Genomic DNA, 20,737 nt, shown 5'->3' with positions numbered 1-20,737 from the left:
TACGCCATTCAGGTGGGCTCACGGCCGCATGGTGGTGACTTCGATTTTCACAATCAGCTCATCGCAGCACACATCTTCCGAGGCTGGGTAACAGTGACATAAGGCACGTTCGCTTTCCCCTCTCTCCGCATGCCCCCTGCAAGTATGAGGCGATGTTGTCTTTAGTGCATGGGCTTCGCCAGCCGCAGCAGATCAACGTTGTAACCTGCCGCTTCATATAATGCCCGCGCACGTTCATTTCCGGGAAACACTGCCAGCGTTACAAGCTGGCACTGGTGCTTGCGCGCCCATTCCTCGGCGTGTTCGATCAATGCCTTGCCGACACCCTGGCCTTCATGACGCGGCGCTACCGCAAGATCGGAGATGTGGCAGTTGGCGCGGCCGGTGAAGTAATCCTGGTTTTTTTGCAGATGAATAAAGCCGACGCGTTCGCCGTGGTCGTTTTCGGCGACGAACACGTAACTGTTGGAAGGCTGTTCGTCCAACTGGCGGCTGAGGTCCTTGCGAATGCCTTCGATACATTCATGCCGCTTGCGCCAGACTGGCAAGGAGAAGTCGACGAAGCGGGGAACCAGACCGAGGATGAAATCATCGTCATCCTCGGCAAGACGGATGTGAAATGGGCTGTCACTCATGCGTTGACCGGTCGGTGCGAACAGGAACGGGCGGGTTTGGTTCTACACCCAAGAGGTCGGTGAGAGGAAGCCCCCAGGGCTAGCTGGTGCGGGAGTGGTGAGTCAGTCGCCGATGACGGGCAGCGCGATATAGCTGGCCTGATCCGCCGAGTGATAAATGCGTTGCGCCGCCTTCCGATAATCCCCCGGCTTGGCCCAGAAGATGTTTGGCACGAACGTCTGCGGATTGCGGTCGTACAACGGGAACCAGCTCGATTGCACCTGCACCATCACGCGATGGCCCGGCAGGAACACGTGATTGGCGTTGGGCAGGTCGAAGCGATAGGTCAGCGGTTGGTTGGCGACGAGCGGCTTGGGATGATCGAAACTTTCGCGATACCGTCCACGGAAAATATCCATCGCGACCGCAAGTTGATAACCGCCCATCTCCGGTTGCTCGGCCACCTGGTCGGGGTAGACATCGATCAACTTCACCACCCAATCGCTGTCGGTACCGCTGGTCGATGCGACTAGGTGCACGACAGGCGCACCGGCGATGGTCAGTGGCTGGGTGAGTACATCGGAAACATAGGTCAGCACATCGGTGCGGCCGGATGCTTCGCGTTGGTCGTCCACCAGCCATTGCGGCCAGGTTAGGCCATTGTCGTAGCCCACGGGCTGGATCGGGCGGGCGCGGAAGGGGACGGGATGGGCAGGATCGGAGATGTACTCGTCATAGCCTGCGCTGGAGCCTGGTGCGCTGAAGCCTAGTTTGTTTCCTGCTTGCAGATAGATGGGACGACTTTTCTTCGCGCAGCCTTCTTCGCAGGCAAGCGGCCAATGGCTGAGTCGCTGCCATTGATTAGTGCCCGTCTGATACGTGGTGACGGGTGCGATATTGGCTTTCGGTGCGCCATCTTTCAGATACTGCGCGAGGTACGGGCGCAGGACGTGCTCACGGAAATACTTGGCCGTGTCGCTGCCGAACTGAATCGCGCCGAGCGAGCTGCCTTCCTCGATCTCCTGGCCGTGATGCCAGGGGCCCATTACCAGCTTCACCATGTCGCCGGTGACGTCTTTGGGCTTGATCGCGCGATACACGACTAGTGCGCCGTAGATGTCTTCCTGATCCCATAGGCTGTGCACCAGCATGGTCGGTACTTTCAATGGCTGCGCAGCCAATACCTTGTCGACCGCCTGTTCGCTCCAGAAGGAGTCATAGGCCGGATGCGCAAGCATCCTTGTTCCAGAAACCAAGCTGCTCCATGCCGTACGCGTGGCCGAGTTTGCCGGCGGAAACGTAGTGCATGAAAAGATCGTATTCGTCGTGGTAATCGGTCCACCACTTGTAATAGTTGTCCCGGCTGGCCTCCTGCTCGTAGATGTAGGACATGTTCTGCTGACGGAATGCGCCGTGATGGAACCAGTCGTCGCCCATCCAGCCGTCCACCATCGGATTCATCGGTACCGCGACTTTCAGCGCCGGATGCGGGTTGATCAGTGACATCAGCGGCTCGAAGCCGTCGTAGGAAATGCCGATGGTGCCGACCTTGCCGTTCGATTCCGGTACGTTCTTCACCAGCCAGTCGATGGTGTCGTAGGTGTCGGTTGCGTCATCGACCGGCGTAGGATTGAGCGGGCCGTGGATCGGCCGGTTCATCACGTAATCACCCTCGGAGCCGTATTTGCCGCGGATATACTGGACCACGCGGATGTAATGATCCTCCACGATCACGTCGGTGGCGTTGTCGTAGCCTTCCAGCATCGGACCGAGATGGTCGCTCATCACGTGATGGGTAAGATCGGTAGCATCATAGGGCGTGCGGGTGAGGATCATGCCGGCATGCGTGACGCCCTTGGGAATCAGTATCACCGTATGCAGCTTCACGCCGTCGCGCATCGGGATCATCACGTCGCGCTCGACGTAGTCGTAGCTGCTGGTAGCCGGTTGGAACTGCGCGGGCGTTTCGCTGGGATAGTTGGGGTATTGCGGCTGGCTGGGCGGTTTGTCGGCCAGGGTGGCAGTGCTTATTGTCAGCAGCAGGGTGAACATCGCAGGCTTGAGCCTACGTAACGCAATCGCGGTACGACTCGACTTCATGGTGACTCCCCGTTGGGTGTGCGCGGCTAGCGTAGCTTTAATCCATGGAGACGGGCAGGTGGCAGTGCCGAAATGCCTGTAAACGCCTCGTCGTCATTGATCAGCTTCTCTTTCGTAAAGCGCCTCGGCGAGGGGCGGAACGACAGTACGGGCCACAGGCCAAATGGGACTGCATGTGACCTACGGGAGCCTATCAAGTCAGGTTTGCCTGATAGCGTTAGGTTGAGCGGCTGAGTTAGTTTCCGAGTTCAGTCTAGTCAAGGATCGGTCGCAATGCCTTATAACAAATCCGGCGCCGTCAATTTCGCAGACAGCCACGCTGAAACAAGTAGCAAAGGCCGCTGTGCCGCCTACGTGCGTCGTGCGCTTGAATGGGGCGGGGTCCATGTTGCCCCAACTCTCAGCGCGGCGAACTACGGCGCAAGTCTCAGCGCGTCAGGGTTTTATGAAGTAACCGGAGCGCCACAAAAAGGTGATGTTGTGGTGATTGAGGGTTTCGCTGGCCATGATGACGGCCACATGGCGATTTACGACGGGACACGCTGGATATCCGATTTCAAGCAACGCCCTGGCCCCGATGTGTACCCAGGACCGGATTACAGGAAGGCCCAGCCGGCTTATAAGATTTACCGTCACCCTTGAGGTGTTTCATGGCGAAGACAGGTTTTTTGATGGCGTTCGTGTTGATGCTGGTGGCAGCCATGTCGCAGGCAGCAAGAGCGCAGGATTACGCAACGGCCGAAGGCGATGTCAAGGCGTTCTATTCTTGGTATGTCCGTCAGGTGGATCAGCTCAAAGACCCGTTAAATGACGATCACATCTACGCCTATGTCGAGAAGACGACCGTAGATGCGCTACGCGCAGACGCCAAGCGTGGCGCATTGCCCTATGACGTCGATTACTTCATAAAGGGACAGGATGTTGATCCTTCGGATTGGAATAGCCACACCGTCACACGGCCCACCGTGATGCTCGACGATGTTGCGGTCATCCTCGCTACCTTCGGCGTCGCCGGAACCAAGTCGAATTTGGTCATCTTTCTGCGTAAGCACGGCAATACATGGAAGATCATGAAGGTCGAAGACACGCAAAATCATTTCTGGCCGCCTTCATGGAAGTGATTCACCGTCATCCCATAACGTACTAACGCGATGAGCCACTGCGTATTACTTGGCCTTTCTTGCGCGTGTGATCAAAAAACGCCCGGAATGCTCCGGGCGTTTTCTTCATAACGGCATGCCAATGTTACACAATCGCCGGCAACGTCCCCACACCCGCCTCAATCACCGCTTTGTGCATATGCGTGCGCGGCAGAAGGCGCGCAAAGTAGAACGCTGCCGTATCGTGCTTGGCTTGCTTGAACGTCGGTTGTTGTGCGCTCTTTTCCGCCGCGGCCACGGCCTTCGCCCAGAAGTAGGCGAGGGTGATGTAGCCGCTGTAGTAGAGGTAGTCATTGGCGGCCGCACCCAGTTCTTCCGGGTTGCCCTGGATGCGTTGGGCTAGCCTCTGTGTCAGTTCGCTCCATTCCTTGGCCAAAGCGCTAAGTTGAGCGATATACGGATGCAACGCTTCATCCGTTGCATGCCGCTTGCAGAACGCGCCGATCTCGGCGAGGAAATGCTGCAGACCCACGCTCTTGAATTGGAGGATCTTGCGGCCGAGCAGGTCCGCTGCCTGGATGCCGGTGGTGCCTTCGTACAGCGTGATGATGCGTGCGTCGCGCACGAATTGCTCCACCCCATTCTCCACGATAAAGCCGTGGCCACCGTACACCTGCAAGGCTTCCTTGGTGCATTCCTGCGCGAGTTCGGTGACCACGCCCTTGGCGATCGGAATCAGGAAGGCGAGCAGTTCGCTGGCTTGCCGGCGTGTCGCTTCATCCACGCCGCGCGCTTCGATATCGGTTTGCAGCGCGGCGTACATAATCAATGCACGCGAACCTTCGACGAAGGCGCGCTGCGTGAGCAACATGCGGCGCACGTCCGGCTGCACCAGCAGGTTGTCGGCGGGCTTGTCGGGGAATTTCGGGCCAGACAGCGCACGTGACTGCAAGCGCTCGCGGGCGTAGTTCAGGCTGTTTTGCAGCGCGCGTTCAGACAATGCCAAACCTTGCAAGCCCACCGAGAGGCGCGCGGCATTCATCATGGTGAACATCGCTGCCAGGCCCTTGTGCGATGGGCCGATCAGATAGCCTTCCGCTTCATCGAAGTTCATCACGCAGGTGGCCGAACCACGGATGCCCATCTTGTGCTCGATCGCGCCTGGGTAGGCGTTGTTGCGCTCGCCCAGGGAGCCATCCGCCTTCACTTTGAACTTGGACACGATGAACATCGAGATGCCTCGGCTGCCAGCCGGCGCATCGGGCAGGCGTGCCAGCACCAGGTGGATGATGTTGTCGGCCAGGTCGTGATCGCCGGCGCTGATGAAGATCTTGGTGCCGCTGATCTTGTAGCTGCCATTCGCACTGGGTTCGGCGCGCGTCTTGAGCAAGCCCAAATCCGAGCCGGCCTGCGGTTCGGTCAGGCACATGGTGCCGGTCCATTGACCGGCCACGATCGGCTTGAGGTAGGTATGTTTCTGATCCTCGGTGCCGTGCAGTTCCAGCGCGTGGCAGGCGCCTTCGGAAAGCAGTGGATACAGGCTCCATGACAGATTGCCCGACTGGAACATTTCAGACGTGGCGATGCCCATCACCGATGGCAGCGCCTGGCCGCCGAATTCCTCGGCCATGGTGAGGCCGGCCCAGCCGCCGTTGGAGAACGCGCGGAAGGCTTCCTTGAAGCCCTTGGGTGTGGTGACCGCGCGGTTGGCCTTGTCGAAATGACAGCCTTCTTCATCGCCCGTGGCATTGGTCGGCGCCAACACCTGCTCGCTCAGCTTGCCGGCTTCTTCCAGCACCGCGTCGAGCAGATCGCGGGTATGGCCCTCGCCACCTTGCAACTGGGTAAGGATGGCTTCCGCGCCGAGCAGGTCGAAGAGTGCAAAGCGCTGGTCGTCGAGCGGGGCCTTGTAGAGCGTCATAGCGTAAATCCTTGGTGTGACGATGGCGGTAGGCGGTCAGCGGTACGTATTGGCGATGCCGGGGACTGGCGACAGGTAGTCGTTGTGGTTGAACGGGAAGTCGCGCGGATTCTTGTTGTCCGGGTGATCTTCCAGATGGGGCGTGCAATGCACGACGCCCTTGATGGCGTAGGCTAGCGAACCGGCGCTGCCCTTGGCGGCCACGGCCTGTAGCGCCTTGCTCATGTCGATGGTGGGCAGCACGGTGATCGAGACGACGTCGCCGGCAAAGGACGGCACATCCAGGTCGAACTTCGCATGCAGTCGGGCCGGGATGCCCTGCGCGACCTGCAGTTCGCCCTCGATCGACTGGTAATTCATGCCGGTATAGCTATTGTTTTGCAAGCGCAGGGTGAGTTCCCAAGTGCCATCAGACTGCACTCGCATCTGCTGGATGGTGAGGGTGGGCGGGAACACACTCTGGCGCTGTGGCCCGCAGGCAGCCAGCACGCCAACCAACAGAATCAATGCCAATCCGTGGAGCAGTCGTTTCATGGATTCACCTCAAACGATTGTTTGAATATAGCAGGGAAAGGGATGGGTGGAAGGGAGGAGTGCAACACGCCGCCTGCGTCTACTGATTGTCTAGAAAAATTGTCCCATAGCGCGGATGTGCTGACGGAGCTGGAGCACTACGCGGAGTTCGCGGCGCCTCAGAAGCGGGTCTACCGGGTGCGGATATGAAGTGGGGCGAAGAGCCGAGGATTCGAAAGGTGCTAATGCGACTACGGGGTACCTGATTAGTGTCGAACCTCAGCTATAAAATTGGTAGCTTCGCGCAAAATCGGCTCAGGGCAAGGCGCGCAGAGCACCACAGCGCGTACCAGCCGAGGCAGCATGTCGCGCAAGCGAAAACGGCGATTGAATCGATAGGCGGCTTCGGCCAATTTTTGAGCATCGCAACACTGGGCGGTTTGAAGCCTGCTCCTGCAAGCCGACTCCGGGACCTACTCCCATCTTTGATACAGCATCGCAGGTTTTCACCCACGTTCATGACACACTGAACCTGCCCTCGTTTGCCCATTGATCTCCATCGGCCTCATAAGAGGCCTCGATCTGCAAAGCTGGTGGTGCGGCCACCGCCGATAACGATGTGATCCAGGACGCGGACGTCAATTAGCGTAAAGGCCTGCTTGAGGACATCCGTCATCTTCCGATCGTCCGCTGATGGGGTGGTGTTGCCGCTTGGATGGTTGTGGCTCAGGGTCACGTCGGCGGCGTTGTGCTTCAGGGCTGTCCTGATGACTTCACGCGGATACACGGCCGATTGATTGATCGTGCCATGAAAGAGCACCTCGAACGCAATCAGGCCATGTTGGTTGTCGAGGAACATCATGCCAATAAATAAAGCCATCTAAGTAAATCAATTACTTAGATGGCTGTATTGGTGGAGGTGGCGGGAGTCGAACCCGCGTCCGAAGGCGCTTGACGCCTAGTACTACATGCTTAGCTCACCGTTGGATCTCATCCCGCGACAGCACGATGTGCGAGGCGCATCGAAGGACCAGCCCGCTTGATTTAACCCTAGCCAGCAGGCGGCAGCTTTGGGCGATCCTGTGATAATGACCTTACATCCACGAGCACAGGCACAAGTGGGTTCAGGGCTTAGGCTGCTAGGGCCAGAGCGTAGTTGTCGTCGTTGGCAACTATAAGTTTGCGGCTGGATTAACGAGGAAAGCTGCCCCCTCGGCATGCACCAAGCTATCTCACTACCCCCGTCGAAGCCAGGACACCCCCGGGGAAATCTTAAAGATGGCTGAAGCGTGATGGATTATACACGCTTGGGCTGTTTGGATGGTTGCCATGAAACACACCGTACCTCCGGATTCGTCGCCGGGACGACGATGAGTGAGGCGGGTTTCATCGTGGCGGGTGCCGCCGCGTGGCATGACCGTTGAGGTGACGATGATTGGGCGTGACTGGGCAAGATGTTTGGGTGTCTTGCTTTGCTGGTTAAAGGCGCAATGTCCAGTCATGCCCCCCTTTTGTGGGTTCGCCTGGACGACGGTTGAGCGTGCGCGGGAGGTGTTCAGGCGCTGCGATTATGCGCACGCATGGTGCGCTGTTTTTCGCGTTGCCAGTCGCGTTCTTTGTCGGCGTTGCGCTTGTCATGTTCATGCTTGCCGCGTGCCAAGCCGATTTCCACTTTCACCTTGTTGCCTTTCCAGTACATGGCGATGGGCACTAGGGTATAGCCTTTGCGCTCCACGGCGCCGATGAGCTGGTCGATTTCCTGCCGGTGCAGCAGCAGCTTGCGGGTGCGGCGATCTACCGCCACCACGTGGGTGGAGGCACTGATCAGCGGCGGGATGGAGGTGCCGACCAAGAAGATCTCGCCTTTGAGCACCACGGCATAGCCGTCGCCGAAATTGATCCGGCCGGCGCGCAATGCCTTCAACTCCCAGCCTTGCAGCGCGATGCCTGCTTCATAGCGCTGGTCGATGTGGTATTCATGCCGGACGCGCTTGTTGAGCGCGATCGTGCCGCCGGTATTTTTTTTGTCCTTGTCCTTCGCTTTTGCCATGTCCGTTAAACTTTGGGCTTGTCGCCTTGTGCAGGTTTCCTGCATGCGGGCTTGGGCTGGATTCTTGTAAAGAGGCTACTGTGATCGAAATCCGCCGCAGCGCACTAGTGAAATATTCGCCGGCGCAAATGTTCGACCTGGTCAACGAGGTTGAAGCATACCCAAAGCGCTTCAATTGGTGTGCCAACGCCGAAGTGATCGAGCGCGGGGAGAACATACTGGTGGCGCGGCTGGATCTCAAGTTTGCCGGCTTCCATCACAGCTTTACTACCCGCAATACCATTGACCGTCCGCGCCGCTTGCAGGTGAGCCTGGTGAACGGGCCTTTCCGCAGCCTTGACGGGTTCTGGGACTTCATCCCGCTAGGCACGGACGGTTGCAAGGTGGCCCTGGAGTTGGATTTCGACTATGCCGGCCGTTTGGGCGGCGCGGCGTTGAAACTCGGCTTTCAGGGTTTGGCCCATCGCATGGTCGACGATTTCTGCCGCGAGGCGGACCGTGTTTATGGATAAGCCGGTTGCGGTGGAGGTGGTTTGGGCCACGGCGGAACGTCAGATACTGCGTCGGCTCAGCTTGCCTGCCGGCAGCACGGTGATCCAGGCCGTGGAGCAGTCGGGCATTTTGCAGGAGTTGTCGGAGGTCGAGCTTGATCCGTCGCGACTGGGGATTTTCTCCCGTCGCACCGCACCAGAGCATGTGTTGCAGGATGGCGACCGGGTGGAAATCTACCGGCCGCTCACTCTTGATCCGAAGGATGCCCGCCGTCGTCGCATGCGTTAAGGCCTGTCATGCACGTGTTGAGGTATGACCTAGGCGATCAGTTGCCGCTACCGCCATGGTCACCGCTGCTGTCACCACCACCGTTGTCACCTCCGCTGCCGCTGCCGCTGCCGCCCGTCTTGTCGCCGGAAGTGTCGTTGACGTCGTAGTGGGTCTTGTATTTGTTGCTTTCGTTGACCAGCTTTTGCGCATCCTGGAAGTACAGGTTGCCTTCGGTGCGCACCAGCACATCGTTGTTGAAGAACAGACTCATTGACTGCAACTTCATTTTCTCGCCGCGGTGCGAATAGGTGGAAATGTAATCCCAGCGGTTCTGGTCGAACGGTGTGGCGACGGAGGGCGTACCTAGCAGCACCAGCACTTGGCGCTTGGTCAGACCCGGCTTGAGCTGATCGGCAAGGTTCTTGTCGATGGTCTTGTCAAACAGATTGCCCTGGGCCACGTCGGGGGTGTACACGATATGGCAGCCGGCCAGTGAAACCACCAGCGTAGCGAAGCCCAGTGCTCGAATCAGCTTTTGCATTCGTAATGAATCCGGATCGTGAAGGTCTTGGATGATACACTAGTGACTTGATTTAGCAGTGTACCCCCGGGAGCTTGTCATGGAGCAGGAAACTCAGGAACTTCGTAAGGCCGGCCTGAAGGTCACCCATCCCCGGATGCGCATTCTCCAGATCTTCGAGGAGGACGGGGCTCGGCATATGACGGCCGAAGACGTCTACAAGAAGCTGCTGGCCCATCAGGAAGACATCGGCCTGGCTACGGTGTATCGGGTGCTTACCCAATTCGAGGCCGCCGGTATCCTCAGCAAGCATAATTTCGAGGGCGGGCAGGCGGTTTATGAATTGGATCGCGGCCAGCACCATGACCACATGATCGATGTGGACAGTGGAAAGGTGATCGAGTTCGTCAGCGAAGAGATCGAGCGCCTGCAGCGTGAGATCGCCGCCCGCCATGGCTACGAGATTCAGGATCACAGCCTGGTGCTGTATGTGCGGCCCCTTCGGGATGGGAATCGTAAATAAGGAATAGGCGATTCCCGATTCCCCGCCTTCAAGGCATAAAAAAGCCGCGGGAAGACTCCTGTCCGCCCTGCGGCTTACCGTTGTCTCTTGACTGCGGGTATTCGAGTTGCTCGAGATACGCACGTGTGTCCAGACTCCGGCGGAATGGCGTCCTGCCATTCTTTGGGTCCACCGTCCCCACGGCCGACCCAGTCTCACCATCTTACGATGGCGGCTCCCCCACATCGATTGAGTGATCCTAACGAAGCCTTTACGGGCCCGGTATTGGAAAATTTCCTAGTTACCGTTTCATGAATGACTTGTTTCATGGTGGGAAACGGTGCTTCGCAACAATATGCGCAAATGGACGCCCTGCTGATCGGGGCGTAGTCGAAAAAGACCGCCCAGCGAGGTAACGCGGTCACGCATGCCCTGTAGCCCGCGGCCGCCGCGCGGTACGCGCTCGGGCAGGCCGATGCCGTTATCGCGGATATCCAGCAGGGCAAGCGCGATGCCGGCGCGTTCACCGATACGCAAACGAAGGCGGAACTCGCTGGCCTGGGCATGTTTTACCGCGTTGGTGGCGCTTTCTTGGGCCAGTCGGTAGATCACGGTGCGGATATCTTCTTCGAGCAAACGCGGATCGCCGTGCAGTTCGGTGTGATAGGCCATGCCAGCGGTGGCCATCAGGTCGCGGATCGGGCCTTCGTCCAGCGCGCGCATCAATCCGAATTCATCGAGTACAGCGGGGCGCAGATCATCCAACAGGCGATGCAGTGCGCGGCGCATATGACCGAGGATGCTATTGATTGAGGTGCCAACATCTTCCAGTCCCACTTGCTGCAGTCGGTTTTGTGCAAGCTTTACGTGTGTCTGGATAGCGGTAAGATTCTGACCCAGTTCGTCGTGTAGTTCCGCAGCCATGTGACGGCGCTGATTTTCTTCGGCTTGCATGTTGCCGCGCGCCGCATCGCGAAGTTGTCGTGCAAGATGGTCAAGGCGCCGATTCACTGCCGCGAGGTATACGTTTTGTTCGGCCACGCGTGCGCTGCTGCGACGAAGCGCGTCGGTGGCCGAGCCCAGCATCAAGGCGCCGGTACCGGCTACGGCAAGGAACATGTGCGAAGATGCGGTGGGTATGACGTGGGTGAATACGCGATCGACCAGCGCCATGCCGAGGCTAGATAGCAGCATCGACAAGCTTGCACCACGCCAGCCATGACGAAACGCGAAAAACAGCACCGGTGCCAGCGACAACACACGCGCAAATTCGCGTTGCGGTGCGGCTTGTTCGGTGAGTATCAGCAAGATCACCAGTGCGGGCAGCATCACCAACAAGCCGTCCATCAGCAACTCGGACATCTCCTGCTTCGAGGGCCGTGCGCGCCAGATCATGATCAGCGGCGGTACCAGCAAGAGCAGACCCACATAGTTGCCCAGCAGCTCATCGCCTAGTGCATGCAACAGACCGACGGGCGGTAATTGGTGGAACACCGCCAGTATCAGTGCATCCGTGGCAGTGGCTGCGATCACGGTGAAGCCGGCCGATAGCAGCAGACGGGAGACCTCTTCCGGATCGCGCAGGCTGGGTCGCAAGTTCGCACGGCGTAGCAGGCCCAGGCAAAGCGCTACCACGATCGGCTGTGGTAGGTCGCTAAAGACGAAAGCACGCCAACCCATCCCATAGCCATGCAGATAATCGATCAATCCCGCCGCTGCCAATTCGCTACCGATCAGCCAGCCCCAATAGCGAATGGGGGAGAGCAGCAGCACGCCAAATCGCAGGCCGAATTGCAGCGTCCAATCGGGTTGCGCGGTGGGCCAGAGCAGGGCCCAGATCAGGGCGTAGGCGAGGCCGGCAAGTGAGCCGGAAGTGAAGGTGAAGGCGGATTTCAGTCGCATCTGGGAATGATACGTGGAGTGCTTTCGTCCGTCGCTCAGACTGCTACAGTGCACCCATGCACAGCATAGTTTTGGTCGACGATCACGCTATCGTCCGCGAGGGGTTCAAGCGGCTGATCGAGATGGAGCCTGACCTGGAGGTCGTGGCCGAATGTCGTAATGCCGACGACGCGGTCGAGGCTATCAGCAAGCGCCGGCCTGACCTGGTCGCGCTTGATTTGTCATTGCCAGATGGCAGCGGCTTGCCATTGATCGAGCATCTGCGTAGCGTGGCTGCGGGGACGCGCATTGTCGTGTTGAGCATGCACGATGGGGATCCTTACGTATCCGAAGCATTGCGGCGTGGCGCCAGTGGTTATGTCACCAAGGGCGCGGCGCCAGAAGAACTGGTGGCGGGCTTGCGTGCGGTCATGCATGGGCAGCAGTTTCTCAGCTCCGATTTGCGCCAGCGGCGCGCAGAGCGGCCTAACAATACGCTTGACCCGATTGACCGGCTTACGGCGCGTGAGCATGAAGTGTTTTTATTGCTCGCAGCAGGACGTGCGCCGAAGCAGGTGGCGGCAGAGCTTGGGATCGGACAGAAGACGGTTTATATCCATCGTGCCAGCCTGATGGGGAAGCTTGGAGCGGGTTCGGAGCTGGATTTGTATCGGATTGCGAGCGAGCGTGGTTTGCTCCCTATTCGCGGGTGACGCTATCGGGCTGTAGTGCCATAGGTTAAGTAGCAATGGCACTAACCTACCGTCCGCAGTGTTATGCGGTTTGGGCTTGCTCCAGCATTTTCTTGGCGTGGGCTCGCGTTTCGTGGGTGATCTCCACGCCACCGAGCATGCGCGCCAGTTCATCGCGGCGACCTTCAGTGTTTAAGGATTGGATACGCGTCTGCGTCGAATGGCCTTCGCTGTGCTTGCTCACACGCAGATGCGCATGACCTTGCGCAGCGACTTGTGGCAGATGCGTCACGCATAGCACTTGGCAACGCGAACCCAGTGCACGCAATTTCTGGCCAACCACTTCAGCCACCGCGCCGCCGATGCCGGAGTCGACTTCGTCGAAGACCATGCAGCCGATGGTGTCCTTGCCCAGTGTGGCGACTTCGATGGCCAGGCTGATGCGAGCAAGTTCGCCGCCAGACGCCACTTTGCGCAGTGCGCGCGGAGGTTGGCCGGGGTTGGCGCTGACCAGCAGCTCACAGCGTTCGCGGCCTTGTGGATCGGGATCGGTACTTTCAGTCGGTTCAAGCGTCACTTGCAGTACGCCGCCAGCCATGCCGAGTTCACCCATTAAGTCGCTGACTTCCTTGCCCAGCTTTTTTGCAGCGGTCTGGCGGGATTTGCTCAATGCCTCGGCGATGTTGGCGTAGTCGCGCAGCAACTGGTTGCGTTGTGCGCTGAGTCGTTCGAGTGCGTCACCGGCATTTTCTAGTTCGGTGAGTTCGGCTTGCATCGCGTCGCGCTTGCCGTCGAGCTCGGCGGCGGACAGGCGATGCTTGCGGGAGAGTTCGTGCAGGCGCGTCAGGTGCGTGTCGACTTCGGCGAAACGTTCGGGGTCAAGATCGACGTCCTGCGCGTAACGCTCCATGCCATCGACGGCTTCGTTGAGCTGGATCTGCGCGTTGTCGAGCAATTCCAGCAGCGGGGCCAGCCGGTCATCGAGCGCGGCCAATCGACCCAGTTCGGCATGGGCACGATCCAGTGATTGGCGTAGCGCGAATTCGCTGTCACCGTCGAGCAACTCGACCACGCCAGTAATGCCTTCAGTGAGTTTGCTGGCATTGGCCAGGCGTTTATGGCTGGCCTCCAGTTCGGCGAGTTGGTTAGGCGGTAAAGCCCACTTTTCCAGCTCGGAGAGTTCGTGGCGTAGCAGTTCCAGGCGATGTTCGCGATCGTCGCCACCGCTCAATTTGCGGATGCGCGCACCGATTTCGCGCCACTGCGCGGCTAACTCGCATACCTGAGTGACCTGTTTGTCGTTTTCGGCGTAGGCGTCGAGCAGGTTCAGTTGATGCGCGCGCTCAAGCAGGGCCTGGTGTTCGTGCTGACCGTGGATTTCCACCAATAATGCGGCGAGGTCACCCATCTGGCCGATGGTGGCGGGGCGACCGTTGATCCAAGCACGGGAGCTACCCTCGGCGCGGATCACGCGGCGCAGCTGGCAGGCGCCGTCTTCGTCCAGTTCCTCCTGCTGCAACCATTGGGCGGCGTCAGGCAGGTCTTTCAGATCAAACTCGGCCACCAGCTCGGCGCGATCACTGCCGGCACGCACGATACCGCTATCGGCGCGGGCGCCGGCCAGCAGCATCAGTGCATCGACCAGCAGGGATTTGCCCGCGCCGGTTTCGCCGCTGACCACGGTCAGGCCCGGGCCAAAGCTGATATCGGCTTCTTCGACGACGGCGAGATGGCGGACGTAGAGGGAAGTAAGCATGGGGGAGGGTGGCCGTAGATAGGGCGATTGTAAGGGGAGCGCTGGCGGCGGGGGAGGAGGGATGAGGGGCGAGTAGCGAGAGCGCACGTGTCAACGTCTACCACGATATGGGGAACCGCGCCCTCGCTACTCGCCCTTAATCCCTCAGCTCCTTTCTTGCATTCTCCGCCCCCACACCTTATTTCTTTAGCGTCTCACGGATTGCCACAGCGCATGCCCTACCACCACGACCTCGACATCCGCGCTCGCCGCCTGTTGCGCACTTTGATTGCGCAATACCTGGCCGATGGTGAACCAGTGGGGTCGCGCACGTTGTCGCGCTCGTCCGGGCTAGATGTGAGTCCGGCGACGATCCGCAACATCATGGTCGATCTAGAAGAGGCTGGTCTGGTGGCCTCGCCGCATACCTCGGCAGGGCGCATTCCTACGCCGCGTGGCCTGCGCCTGTTCGTGGATAGCCTGATTGAGTTGCAGCCGCTGCCGCACGAGGAAATGGTGCGCTTGCAGCGCGAGCTACCCTCGGGTCCAACCACGGTACGTGATTTGATGGGCAATGCTTCGGCGCTGCTGTCGGCGATGACCCATTTCGCTGGCGTGGTGACGGTGCCGCGCCAGACCGATTTCCCGCTGCGTCATATCGATTTCGTGACACTACCTGACGCGCGCGTATTGGTGATCCTGGTGTTCTCGGACAACCAGGTACAAAACCGCGTGATCCAGCTTGCCAAGCCACTGGACAACGGGGAGCTGGAGCAGGCCGCCAACTACATCAATGGGCACTTCGTTGGCTTGCGCGTGGATGATATCCGCGCACATTTGCTGCGCGAATTGCGCGAGGCAAGCAGTGAGTTGCATCGGATGCTTTCCAGCGCGGTGGAACTGGCGGCGGCTTCGTTCGCACCGCAAGATGAGGACGTGCTGGTCAGTGGCCAGACCAACCTGATGGCCTATTCGGATTTGGCCAACCTGGATCGCTTGCGTGAGCTGTTCGAAGCTTTCCAGAAGAAAAATGAATTGCTGCAACTCATGGAAGTCTGCGCAAAGGCGCCAGGCGTGCGACTATTCATCGGTGAAGAGTCGGGCTTTGCGGCGCTGGATGGCTGTAGCGTGGTGACTGCCAGCTACGGCGCGCAGGGCCGGTTGCTTGGGGCGGTGGGGGTCATCGGCCCGACTCGGATGGCGTACGAACGGGTGATCCCCGTGGTGCAGGCGACGGCGGGCCTGCTGAGCGAAGCCTTGAATCGCGCGGCCACGGCCTTATAAACGCCGACGGGAGGCTGAGAGTCCATAAGTCGGCTCTTTTGCCCGTAAGTTTTTGGAGGTTGGTACGGCGTACCGGCCACGGATGATGTTTGGAGTGATTCATGCACAACAGCGATTCGCACTCGCCTAATGAAACGCCGGAAAGCGGCGAGCAGACCGCCGCTTCGGGTGGTGAACTGGAAGCTCTCAAGGCCAAGCTTGCCGAGCTTGAGGCCAGCAACAAGGAGCTGCGCGAAGTCGTGCTACGCGAGAAGGCCGAGCTGGAAAACCAGCGCCGCCGCCTGCATCGCGACCTGGAACAGGCCCGCCGCTTTGCCAACGAAAAGCTGCTCAACGACCTATTGCCGATCTACGACGGCCTGGAACGTGGCTTGTCGGTAGAAGGTGGTGATGTGATTTCAGTGCGTGAGGGCATGAACCTCACGCTGAAGGAATTGCTGCGTATCGCTGGCAACAACGGCTTGGTGCAGGTGGATCCGCTGGATCAGCCGCTCGATCCGGAGCGCCACCACGCGGTGAGCATGGTGGAGGCGCCGGGCAAGGCGCCGGGCACCGTGGTTACGGTGCTGCAGAAAGGCTATGTGTTGAACGATCGATTGCTGCGCCCGGCATTGGTGGCCGTGGCCAAGGACGACTGAACGAAGAGAGTCTGTTCATATCTCCCCGCAGTCCGCATAGCCCCTAAGTGCCCACATGGCGGCCACTCAGGGCTATGCGAACGATGGGGAGATGTTGAACAGGCTCTGACAATTCCAATACTGCAGGGTTTAGCTGGTATTGAACGCCTGTCAGCAAAACCCCATCTGACAACCATTCGCGGCCGAGGGGCCGCTTGCGAGATTCCGGAGCATACATATGGGCAAGATCATCGGCATTGACTTGGGCACGACCAACTCGTGCGTGGCCATCATGGATGGCAGCACCACCAAGGTGATTGAAAACGCGGAAGGCGATCGCACCACGCCCTCCATCGTCGCGTTCACCAAGGACAACGAGGTGATGGTTGGCGCACCGGCCAAGCGCCAGAGCGTGACCAATCCCAAGAACACGTTCTACGCGGTGAAGCGCCTAATCGGCCGCAAGTTTACCGATGCCGAAGTGCAGAAAGACCTGCACATCGTGCCCTATGGCATTCTTGCGCACGACAACGGCGACGCTTGGGTGCAAACCTCCGATGGCAAGAAGATGGCGCCGCAGGAAATCTCCGCCAAAGTGTTGATGAAGATGAAGAAGACCGCTGAGGATTACCTCGGCGAGACGGTGACCGAAGCCGTAATCACCGTGCCGGCCTACTTCAACGACAGCCAGCGCCAGGCCACCAAGGACGCCGGCAAGATCGCCGGCCTGGAAGTGAAGCGCATCATCAACGAGCCGACCGCGGCCGCGCTGGCCTACGGCCTGGACAAGAAAGGTGGTGACCGTAAGATCGCCGTGTACGACCTCGGCGGCGGCACCTTCGATGTGTCGATCATCGAGATCGCCGAAGTCGATGGCGAGAAGCAATTCGAAGTGCTGGCCACCAACGGCGACACCTTCCTGGGTGGCGAAGACTTCGACATGCGCGTCATCGATTATCTGATCGACGAATTCAAGAAGGACCAGGGCATCGACCTGCGCAAGGATCCGCTGGCGCTGCAGCGCCTGAAGGATGCGGCCGAGCGCGCCAAGATCGAGCTGTCATCCTCGCATCAGACCGAAGTGAATCTGCCGTATGTCACGGCCGATGCCTCCGGTCCGAAGCATCTGAACATCAAACTCACCCGCGCCAAGCTGGAAGCGCTGGTGGAAGACCTCGTCAAGAAGACCATCGAACCCTGCCGCATCGCGCTGAACGACGCCGGCCTGCGCGTGTCCGACATCGACGAAGTGATCCTGGTCGGTGGCCAGACCCGCATGCCGAAGGTGCAGGAGTCGGTAAAAGACTTCTTCGGAAAGGAGCCGCGCAAGGACGTCAACCCGGACGAAGCCGTAGCCGTGGGTGCCGCGATCCAGGGCGGCGTGCTGGGTGGTTCGGTGAAGGACGTGCTGCTGCTTGACGTGACCCCGCTGTCGCTGGGTATCGAAACGATGGGCGGCGTGATGACCAAGCTGATCGAGAAGAACACCACAGTGCCGACCAAGGCCTCACAGGTCTTCTCCACCGCCGACGACAACCAGACCGCCGTGACAGTGCACGTGCTGCAAGGCGAGCGCGAGCGCGCCAATGCGAACAAGTCGCTAGGCAAGTTCGATCTGGCCGGTATCGACGCTGCACCGCGTGGCATGCCACAGATTGAAGTGACCTTTGACATCGATGCGAACGGCATCCTGCACGTGTCGGCCAAGGATAAGAAGACTGGCAAGGAGCAGAAGATCGAGATCAAGGCCGGTTCAGGTCTGTCTGAAGAAGAAATCGCGCGCATGGTCGCCGATGCGGAAGCCAACAAGGAAGAAGACAAGAAATTCCATGAGCTCGTCGGGACGCGCAACAAGGCCGATCAGTTGGTGCACGCCACGCGTAGCGCCCTGAAGGAGCACGGCGGCAAGGTGCCGGGCACCCAGCTCAGCGAGATCGAAGGCGCGCTGTCGGATCTGGAAAAAGTGAAGGATGGCGACGACAAGGCCGCCATTGAGTCGAAGATCTCCAAGCTGGAGCAGGTGGCGCAGTCGCTGTACGCCGCGGCCCAGGGTGGTCCTGCCGACACAGATGCGCAGCATGGTCCGGGGCCAGGCGGTTCCGCCCAGCCGGATGATGTGGTCGATGCCGAGTTCACCGAGGTGAAAAACGACGGCAAGGCGTCTTGATCTTCAAGTAGATTGAAAGCGAGCGCCCGTTATTGCGGGCGCTCGTTGCCTTTGTTCCTGACACTTTGATCGAAACCAACGGAGGCAAAACTTCCTTCCTGGCTCAGGCAGTAGGGGGAGACTGGAAAGGCAAGGCAGCCGTCGCCATGTACCTGAGTGACATCCTGCTGGCGTTCGTGGCGCCGTGGATGTTTTGTTTACTTTACGCCACGGTGGCGGCGATCTGGTTCATTCCTGATCGACGGATCGAATCGCGGATCAAGCATGAGCAAGCGTGACTATTACGAAGTCCTGGGTGTCCAACGTTCGGTCACCGAGGTCGAACTGAAAAAATCCTTCCGTCGCCTGGCGATGAAATACCACCCGGACCGTTGTCCAGACGATCCGCACGCACAGGAAAAATTCAAAGAGGCCAAGGAAGCCTACGAAGTCCTGTCCGACTCCCAGAAACGCTCCATGTACGACCAGTACGGCCACGCGGCCTTTGAAGGTGGCATGGGTGGTCGCGGCAGTGGCGCGGGTTTCGGCGACATGGGCGATATCTTCGGAGATATCTTCGGCGACATTTTTGGCGGTGGCGGTGGCGGTGGTGGTCGTGGGCGTACGCGTCGCGGTGCCGACCTTCGTTACATCATGGAGCTAGATCTTGAAGAAGCCGTCTTCGGCATCGAGAAGAAGTTCGATATTCCTACCCAGGTTCTGTGCCATCACTGCAACGGCAGCGGCTCGGAAGACGGCAAGACTGTGTCATGCAAGACCTGTCATGGGCACGGCCGGGTGCGCATGCAGAATGGCATTTTCTCCATCCAGCAGACCTGTCCGCACTGCGCTGGCAGCGGTCGTGCGATCGAGAAACCCTGCAAGCAGTGTCATGGTGAAGGCCGGTTGGAAGAAACGCGCACCTTATCGGTACGCATTCCCGCCGGTGTCGACAACGGCGACCGCATCCGTCTGACCGGGCAGGGCGAAGTAGGTCCGGCCGGCACTGAAGCCGGCGATCTGTATGTGGAAGTGCATGTGCGCGAGCATGCGATCTTCCAGCGTGATGGAACCCATCTTTATTGCGAGCTGCCGATTCGTTTTGCGCAGGCTGCGCTGGGTGCAGAGCTGCTGGTGCCGACACTCGAAGGCGAGGCGGGCATCACCATTCCGCCCGAGACGCAGACCGGGCAACAATTCACCTTGCGTGGGCGCGGCGTCAAATCCGTAAGAGGCGGCCGTACGGGTGACCTGATTTGTCGGGTGATGGTGGAAACACCTGTACGCCTTACGCGTGAACAACGCGAGTTGCTGGAGAAGTTGGAAGCCACTTTCGTTGATGGTGACGCCGGACAGCACACGCCGCGCGCTAAGACCTGGATGGACGAAGTGAAGCAGTTCTGGTCGCGTGTGACGTCTTGAGTCTGCGCTGGGTTTTCTTCCTCTCTCCGAAGGAGAGAGGAAACCAAAGCTTTAGGATGCACGCACATGCCCCAACCGATCCGCCTCGCCATCCACGGCGCCTCCGGCCGAATGGGGCGCGCTTTGCTCGCTCTGGTGCGCGAAGATCGCCGTTTCGAACTGGTATATGCAGTCGTTTCCGCCGGATCGGAACACGATGGTACGCTAGTGTTCAGCGAACTATCGACCTCAATGCGTTATTCGCACGGCTGGGAAGCGGCGCCTGCCATGGATGCTGTCGTCGACTTCAGCGGCCCAGCTGGTTTGGTCAATGCGTTGGCGTATTGCACCGCGCACGGTATTGCCTTGGTTACCGGGACGACAGGCATTGATGCCGCGCTCGAAGCAAGACTGGATGAAGCCACGAAACGCATTCCCGTTTTGCACGCTGCGAATTTCAGCCTTGGCGTTGCCGTGCTGACACGCTTGTTGCGCGAAGCCGCCGCCGCCTTGCCGGATTGGGATCTGGAAATCGTCGAAGCGCATCATGGCTGCAAAGAAGACGCGCCTTCCGGCACCGCTCTTGCGTTTGGACATGTAGCCGCTGAAGCACGTGGCACCACACTCGCAAAAGACGGCGTCTACGTCCGCGAAGGCCGGCCCGGTGCGCGCCGCAGCGGAAGTATTGGTTTTGCCGTGGTGCGCGGTGGCGATGTGGTGGGTGAGCACACCGCCTTGTTGCTTGGCCACGGTGAGCGTGTGGAGTTAGGCCATCGTGCGACGGATCGTTCGATCTTTGCGCGTGGTGCACTTGAGGCAGCAGCATGGTTGGTCGGGCACAATCCCGGTAGTTACAGCATCGACGACATGCTGCAGGAACGTAGCAGCAAATCGTAAT

At 59.4% G+C, this 20,737-nt stretch carries 19 protein-coding genes, 1 other RNA gene and 2 pseudogenes; 12 read left to right on the top strand and 10 right to left on the bottom strand.

The window, feature by feature from the left end:
• Positions 1-161: 161 nt before the first annotated feature.
• A complete protein-coding gene (locus EO087_RS04570; RefSeq protein ID WP_128897834.1) occupies positions 162-635 on the bottom strand; it encodes a GNAT family N-acetyltransferase in 474 nt (157 codons plus the stop codon).
• Between the two features lie 102 nt (positions 636-737).
• Positions 738-2,715 (bottom strand): annotated as a pseudogene (locus EO087_RS04565) (CocE/NonD family hydrolase).
• Between the two features lie 273 nt (positions 2,716-2,988).
• Between EO087_RS04565 and EO087_RS04560 the strand changes: the two are divergent.
• On the top strand, positions 2,989-3,357 hold the full coding sequence (locus tag EO087_RS04560) for a CHAP domain-containing protein (protein WP_128897833.1): 369 nt from the start codon (positions 2,989-2,991) through the stop codon (positions 3,355-3,357).
• Positions 3,358-3,365: 8 nt separating this feature from the next.
• Positions 3,366-3,836, top strand: coding sequence for a DUF3828 domain-containing protein (locus tag EO087_RS04555; protein WP_128897832.1), 471 nt, complete (start codon positions 3,366-3,368; stop codon positions 3,834-3,836).
• Between the two features lie 124 nt (positions 3,837-3,960).
• Here the strand turns inward: EO087_RS04555 and EO087_RS04550 are convergent, their stop codons facing one another.
• The 5 genes and pseudogenes from EO087_RS04550 to smpB all read right to left on the bottom strand — a co-directional run bounded on the left by EO087_RS04550 (position 3,961) and on the right by smpB (position 8,299).
• Entirely contained in the window at positions 3,961-5,736 is a 1,776-nt protein-coding gene (locus EO087_RS04550) for an acyl-CoA dehydrogenase C-terminal domain-containing protein (RefSeq protein ID WP_128897831.1), read from the bottom strand.
• A 36-nt stretch (positions 5,737-5,772) separates the two neighbouring features.
• The gene (locus EO087_RS04545) at positions 5,773-6,270 is read right to left on the bottom strand and encodes a hypothetical protein (RefSeq protein ID WP_128897830.1); all 498 of its coding nucleotides are present in this window, start codon (positions 6,268-6,270) and stop codon (positions 5,773-5,775) included.
• Positions 6,271-6,814: 544 nt separating this feature from the next.
• Positions 6,815-7,105 (bottom strand): annotated as a pseudogene (locus EO087_RS04540) (JAB domain-containing protein); the annotation flags it as partial.
• Positions 7,106-7,160: 55 nt separating this feature from the next.
• Positions 7,161-7,512: a transfer-messenger RNA gene (gene ssrA, locus EO087_RS04535) on the bottom strand.
• A gap of 292 nt (positions 7,513-7,804) precedes the next feature.
• Entirely contained in the window at positions 7,805-8,299 is a 495-nt protein-coding gene (gene smpB / locus EO087_RS04530) for an SsrA-binding protein SmpB (RefSeq protein WP_128897828.1), read from the bottom strand.
• A gap of 80 nt (positions 8,300-8,379) precedes the next feature.
• Here smpB and EO087_RS04525 point away from each other — a divergent pair, with 80 nt between their 5' ends.
• Together EO087_RS04525 and EO087_RS04520 are read left to right on the top strand one after the other, a co-directional pair.
• The gene (locus EO087_RS04525; RefSeq protein WP_128897827.1) at positions 8,380-8,811 is read left to right on the top strand and encodes a type II toxin-antitoxin system RatA family toxin; all 432 of its coding nucleotides are present in this window, start codon (positions 8,380-8,382) and stop codon (positions 8,809-8,811) included.
• Positions 8,804-9,079: an RnfH family protein gene (locus EO087_RS04520; RefSeq protein ID WP_128897826.1), complete on the top strand. Its 276-nt coding sequence runs from the start codon at positions 8,804-8,806 to the stop codon at positions 9,077-9,079. Before EO087_RS04525 ends, EO087_RS04520 begins: the two co-directional genes overlap by 8 nt.
• Positions 9,080-9,116: 37 nt before the next feature.
• On the opposite strand, the gene bamE is transcribed toward EO087_RS04520, so the two are convergent.
• Complete coding sequence (gene bamE / locus EO087_RS04515) at positions 9,117-9,602, bottom strand: outer membrane protein assembly factor BamE (protein WP_128897825.1); 486 nt, start codon at positions 9,600-9,602, stop codon at positions 9,117-9,119.
• A gap of 79 nt (positions 9,603-9,681) precedes the next feature.
• On the opposite strand from bamE, the gene fur reads away from it, so the two are divergent.
• Positions 9,682-10,104, top strand: a complete 423-nt coding sequence (fur, locus tag EO087_RS04510; RefSeq protein ID WP_128897824.1) for a ferric iron uptake transcriptional regulator — start codon at positions 9,682-9,684, stop codon at positions 10,102-10,104.
• Between the two features lie 288 nt (positions 10,105-10,392).
• Here fur and EO087_RS04505 read toward each other — a convergent pair whose 3' ends face one another.
• Positions 10,393-11,985, bottom strand: a complete 1,593-nt coding sequence (locus EO087_RS04505; RefSeq protein WP_128897823.1) for an MASE1 domain-containing protein — start codon at positions 11,983-11,985, stop codon at positions 10,393-10,395.
• A 56-nt stretch (positions 11,986-12,041) separates the two neighbouring features.
• On the opposite strand from EO087_RS04505, the gene EO087_RS04500 reads away from it, so the two are divergent.
• Positions 12,042-12,677: a response regulator transcription factor gene (locus EO087_RS04500; RefSeq protein ID WP_128897822.1), complete on the top strand. Its 636-nt coding sequence runs from the start codon at positions 12,042-12,044 to the stop codon at positions 12,675-12,677.
• Between the two features lie 61 nt (positions 12,678-12,738).
• Here the strand turns inward: EO087_RS04500 and recN are convergent, their stop codons facing one another.
• Positions 12,739-14,412 carry a DNA repair protein RecN gene (gene recN / locus EO087_RS04495; RefSeq protein WP_128897821.1) on the bottom strand — a complete coding sequence of 558 codons (1,674 nt, stop codon included), beginning with the start codon at positions 14,410-14,412 and terminating at the stop codon, positions 12,739-12,741.
• 213 nt (positions 14,413-14,625) lie between these two features.
• Here recN and hrcA point away from each other — a divergent pair, with 213 nt between their 5' ends.
• The 6 genes from hrcA (at position 14,626) to dapB (ending at position 20,736) form a co-directional block, all read left to right on the top strand.
• Positions 14,626-15,675, top strand: a complete 1,050-nt coding sequence (gene hrcA, locus EO087_RS04490; protein WP_128897820.1) for a heat-inducible transcriptional repressor HrcA — start codon at positions 14,626-14,628, stop codon at positions 15,673-15,675.
• 101 nt (positions 15,676-15,776) lie between these two features.
• Complete coding sequence (gene grpE, locus EO087_RS04485; protein ID WP_128897819.1) at positions 15,777-16,313, top strand: nucleotide exchange factor GrpE; 537 nt, start codon at positions 15,777-15,779, stop codon at positions 16,311-16,313.
• A 217-nt stretch (positions 16,314-16,530) separates the two neighbouring features.
• A complete protein-coding gene (gene dnaK, locus EO087_RS04480; protein WP_128897818.1) occupies positions 16,531-18,459 on the top strand; it encodes a molecular chaperone DnaK in 1,929 nt (642 codons plus the stop codon).
• Positions 18,460-18,524: 65 nt separating this feature from the next.
• Positions 18,525-18,737, top strand: coding sequence for a hypothetical protein (locus EO087_RS04475; protein ID WP_205744431.1), 213 nt, complete (start codon positions 18,525-18,527; stop codon positions 18,735-18,737).
• Positions 18,724-19,860 carry a molecular chaperone DnaJ gene (gene dnaJ, locus EO087_RS04470; RefSeq protein ID WP_128897817.1) on the top strand — a complete coding sequence of 379 codons (1,137 nt, stop codon included), beginning with the start codon at positions 18,724-18,726 and terminating at the stop codon, positions 19,858-19,860. The genes EO087_RS04475 and dnaJ overlap by 14 nt, the downstream gene beginning before the upstream one ends.
• A gap of 66 nt (positions 19,861-19,926) precedes the next feature.
• Positions 19,927-20,736, top strand: a complete 810-nt coding sequence (gene dapB, locus EO087_RS04465) for a 4-hydroxy-tetrahydrodipicolinate reductase (RefSeq protein ID WP_128897816.1) — start codon at positions 19,927-19,929, stop codon at positions 20,734-20,736.
• Position 20,737: the final 1 nt, after the last annotated feature.

The organism is Dyella sp. M7H15-1 (assembly GCF_004114615.1).
Taxonomy (GTDB): domain Bacteria; phylum Pseudomonadota; class Gammaproteobacteria; order Xanthomonadales; family Rhodanobacteraceae; genus Dyella_B.
The sequence above is the reverse complement of the archived record's forward strand: the minus strand, read 5'-3'. Positions and strand labels throughout refer to the sequence as shown.

What these genes read in the sequence shown, in the direction of transcription:
- hrcA (WP_128897820.1), top strand. Translation starts at nt 14,626, where the DNA reads ATGCCCTACCACCACGACCTCGACATCCGCGCTCGCCGCCTGTTGCGC.
- EO087_RS04520 (WP_128897826.1), top strand. Translation starts at nt 8,804, where the DNA reads ATGGATAAGCCGGTTGCGGTGGAGGTGGTTTGGGCCACGGCGGAACGT.
- EO087_RS04570 (WP_128897834.1), bottom strand. Translation starts at nt 635, where the DNA reads ATGAGTGACAGCCCATTTCACATCCGTCTTGCCGAGGATGACGATGAT.
- bamE (WP_128897825.1), bottom strand. Translation starts at nt 9,602, where the DNA reads ATGCAAAAGCTGATTCGAGCACTGGGCTTCGCTACGCTGGTGGTTTCA.
- dnaJ (WP_128897817.1), top strand. Translation starts at nt 18,724, where the DNA reads ATGAGCAAGCGTGACTATTACGAAGTCCTGGGTGTCCAACGTTCGGTC.
- fur (WP_128897824.1), top strand. Translation starts at nt 9,682, where the DNA reads ATGGAGCAGGAAACTCAGGAACTTCGTAAGGCCGGCCTGAAGGTCACC.
- EO087_RS04505 (WP_128897823.1), bottom strand. Translation starts at nt 11,985, where the DNA reads ATGCGACTGAAATCCGCCTTCACCTTCACTTCCGGCTCACTTGCCGGC.
- smpB (WP_128897828.1), bottom strand. Translation starts at nt 8,299, where the DNA reads ATGGCAAAAGCGAAGGACAAGGACAAAAAAAATACCGGCGGCACGATC.
- grpE (WP_128897819.1), top strand. Translation starts at nt 15,777, where the DNA reads ATGCACAACAGCGATTCGCACTCGCCTAATGAAACGCCGGAAAGCGGC.
- EO087_RS04560 (WP_128897833.1), top strand. Translation starts at nt 2,989, where the DNA reads ATGCCTTATAACAAATCCGGCGCCGTCAATTTCGCAGACAGCCACGCT.
- EO087_RS04545 (WP_128897830.1), bottom strand. Translation starts at nt 6,270, where the DNA reads ATGAAACGACTGCTCCACGGATTGGCATTGATTCTGTTGGTTGGCGTG.
- EO087_RS04555 (WP_128897832.1), top strand. Translation starts at nt 3,366, where the DNA reads ATGGCGAAGACAGGTTTTTTGATGGCGTTCGTGTTGATGCTGGTGGCA.
- EO087_RS04500 (WP_128897822.1), top strand. Translation starts at nt 12,042, where the DNA reads ATGCACAGCATAGTTTTGGTCGACGATCACGCTATCGTCCGCGAGGGG.
- recN (WP_128897821.1), bottom strand. Translation starts at nt 14,412, where the DNA reads ATGCTTACTTCCCTCTACGTCCGCCATCTCGCCGTCGTCGAAGAAGCC.
- EO087_RS04550 (WP_128897831.1), bottom strand. Translation starts at nt 5,736, where the DNA reads ATGACGCTCTACAAGGCCCCGCTCGACGACCAGCGCTTTGCACTCTTC.
- dnaK (WP_128897818.1), top strand. Translation starts at nt 16,531, where the DNA reads ATGGGCAAGATCATCGGCATTGACTTGGGCACGACCAACTCGTGCGTG.
- dapB (WP_128897816.1), top strand. Translation starts at nt 19,927, where the DNA reads ATGCCCCAACCGATCCGCCTCGCCATCCACGGCGCCTCCGGCCGAATG.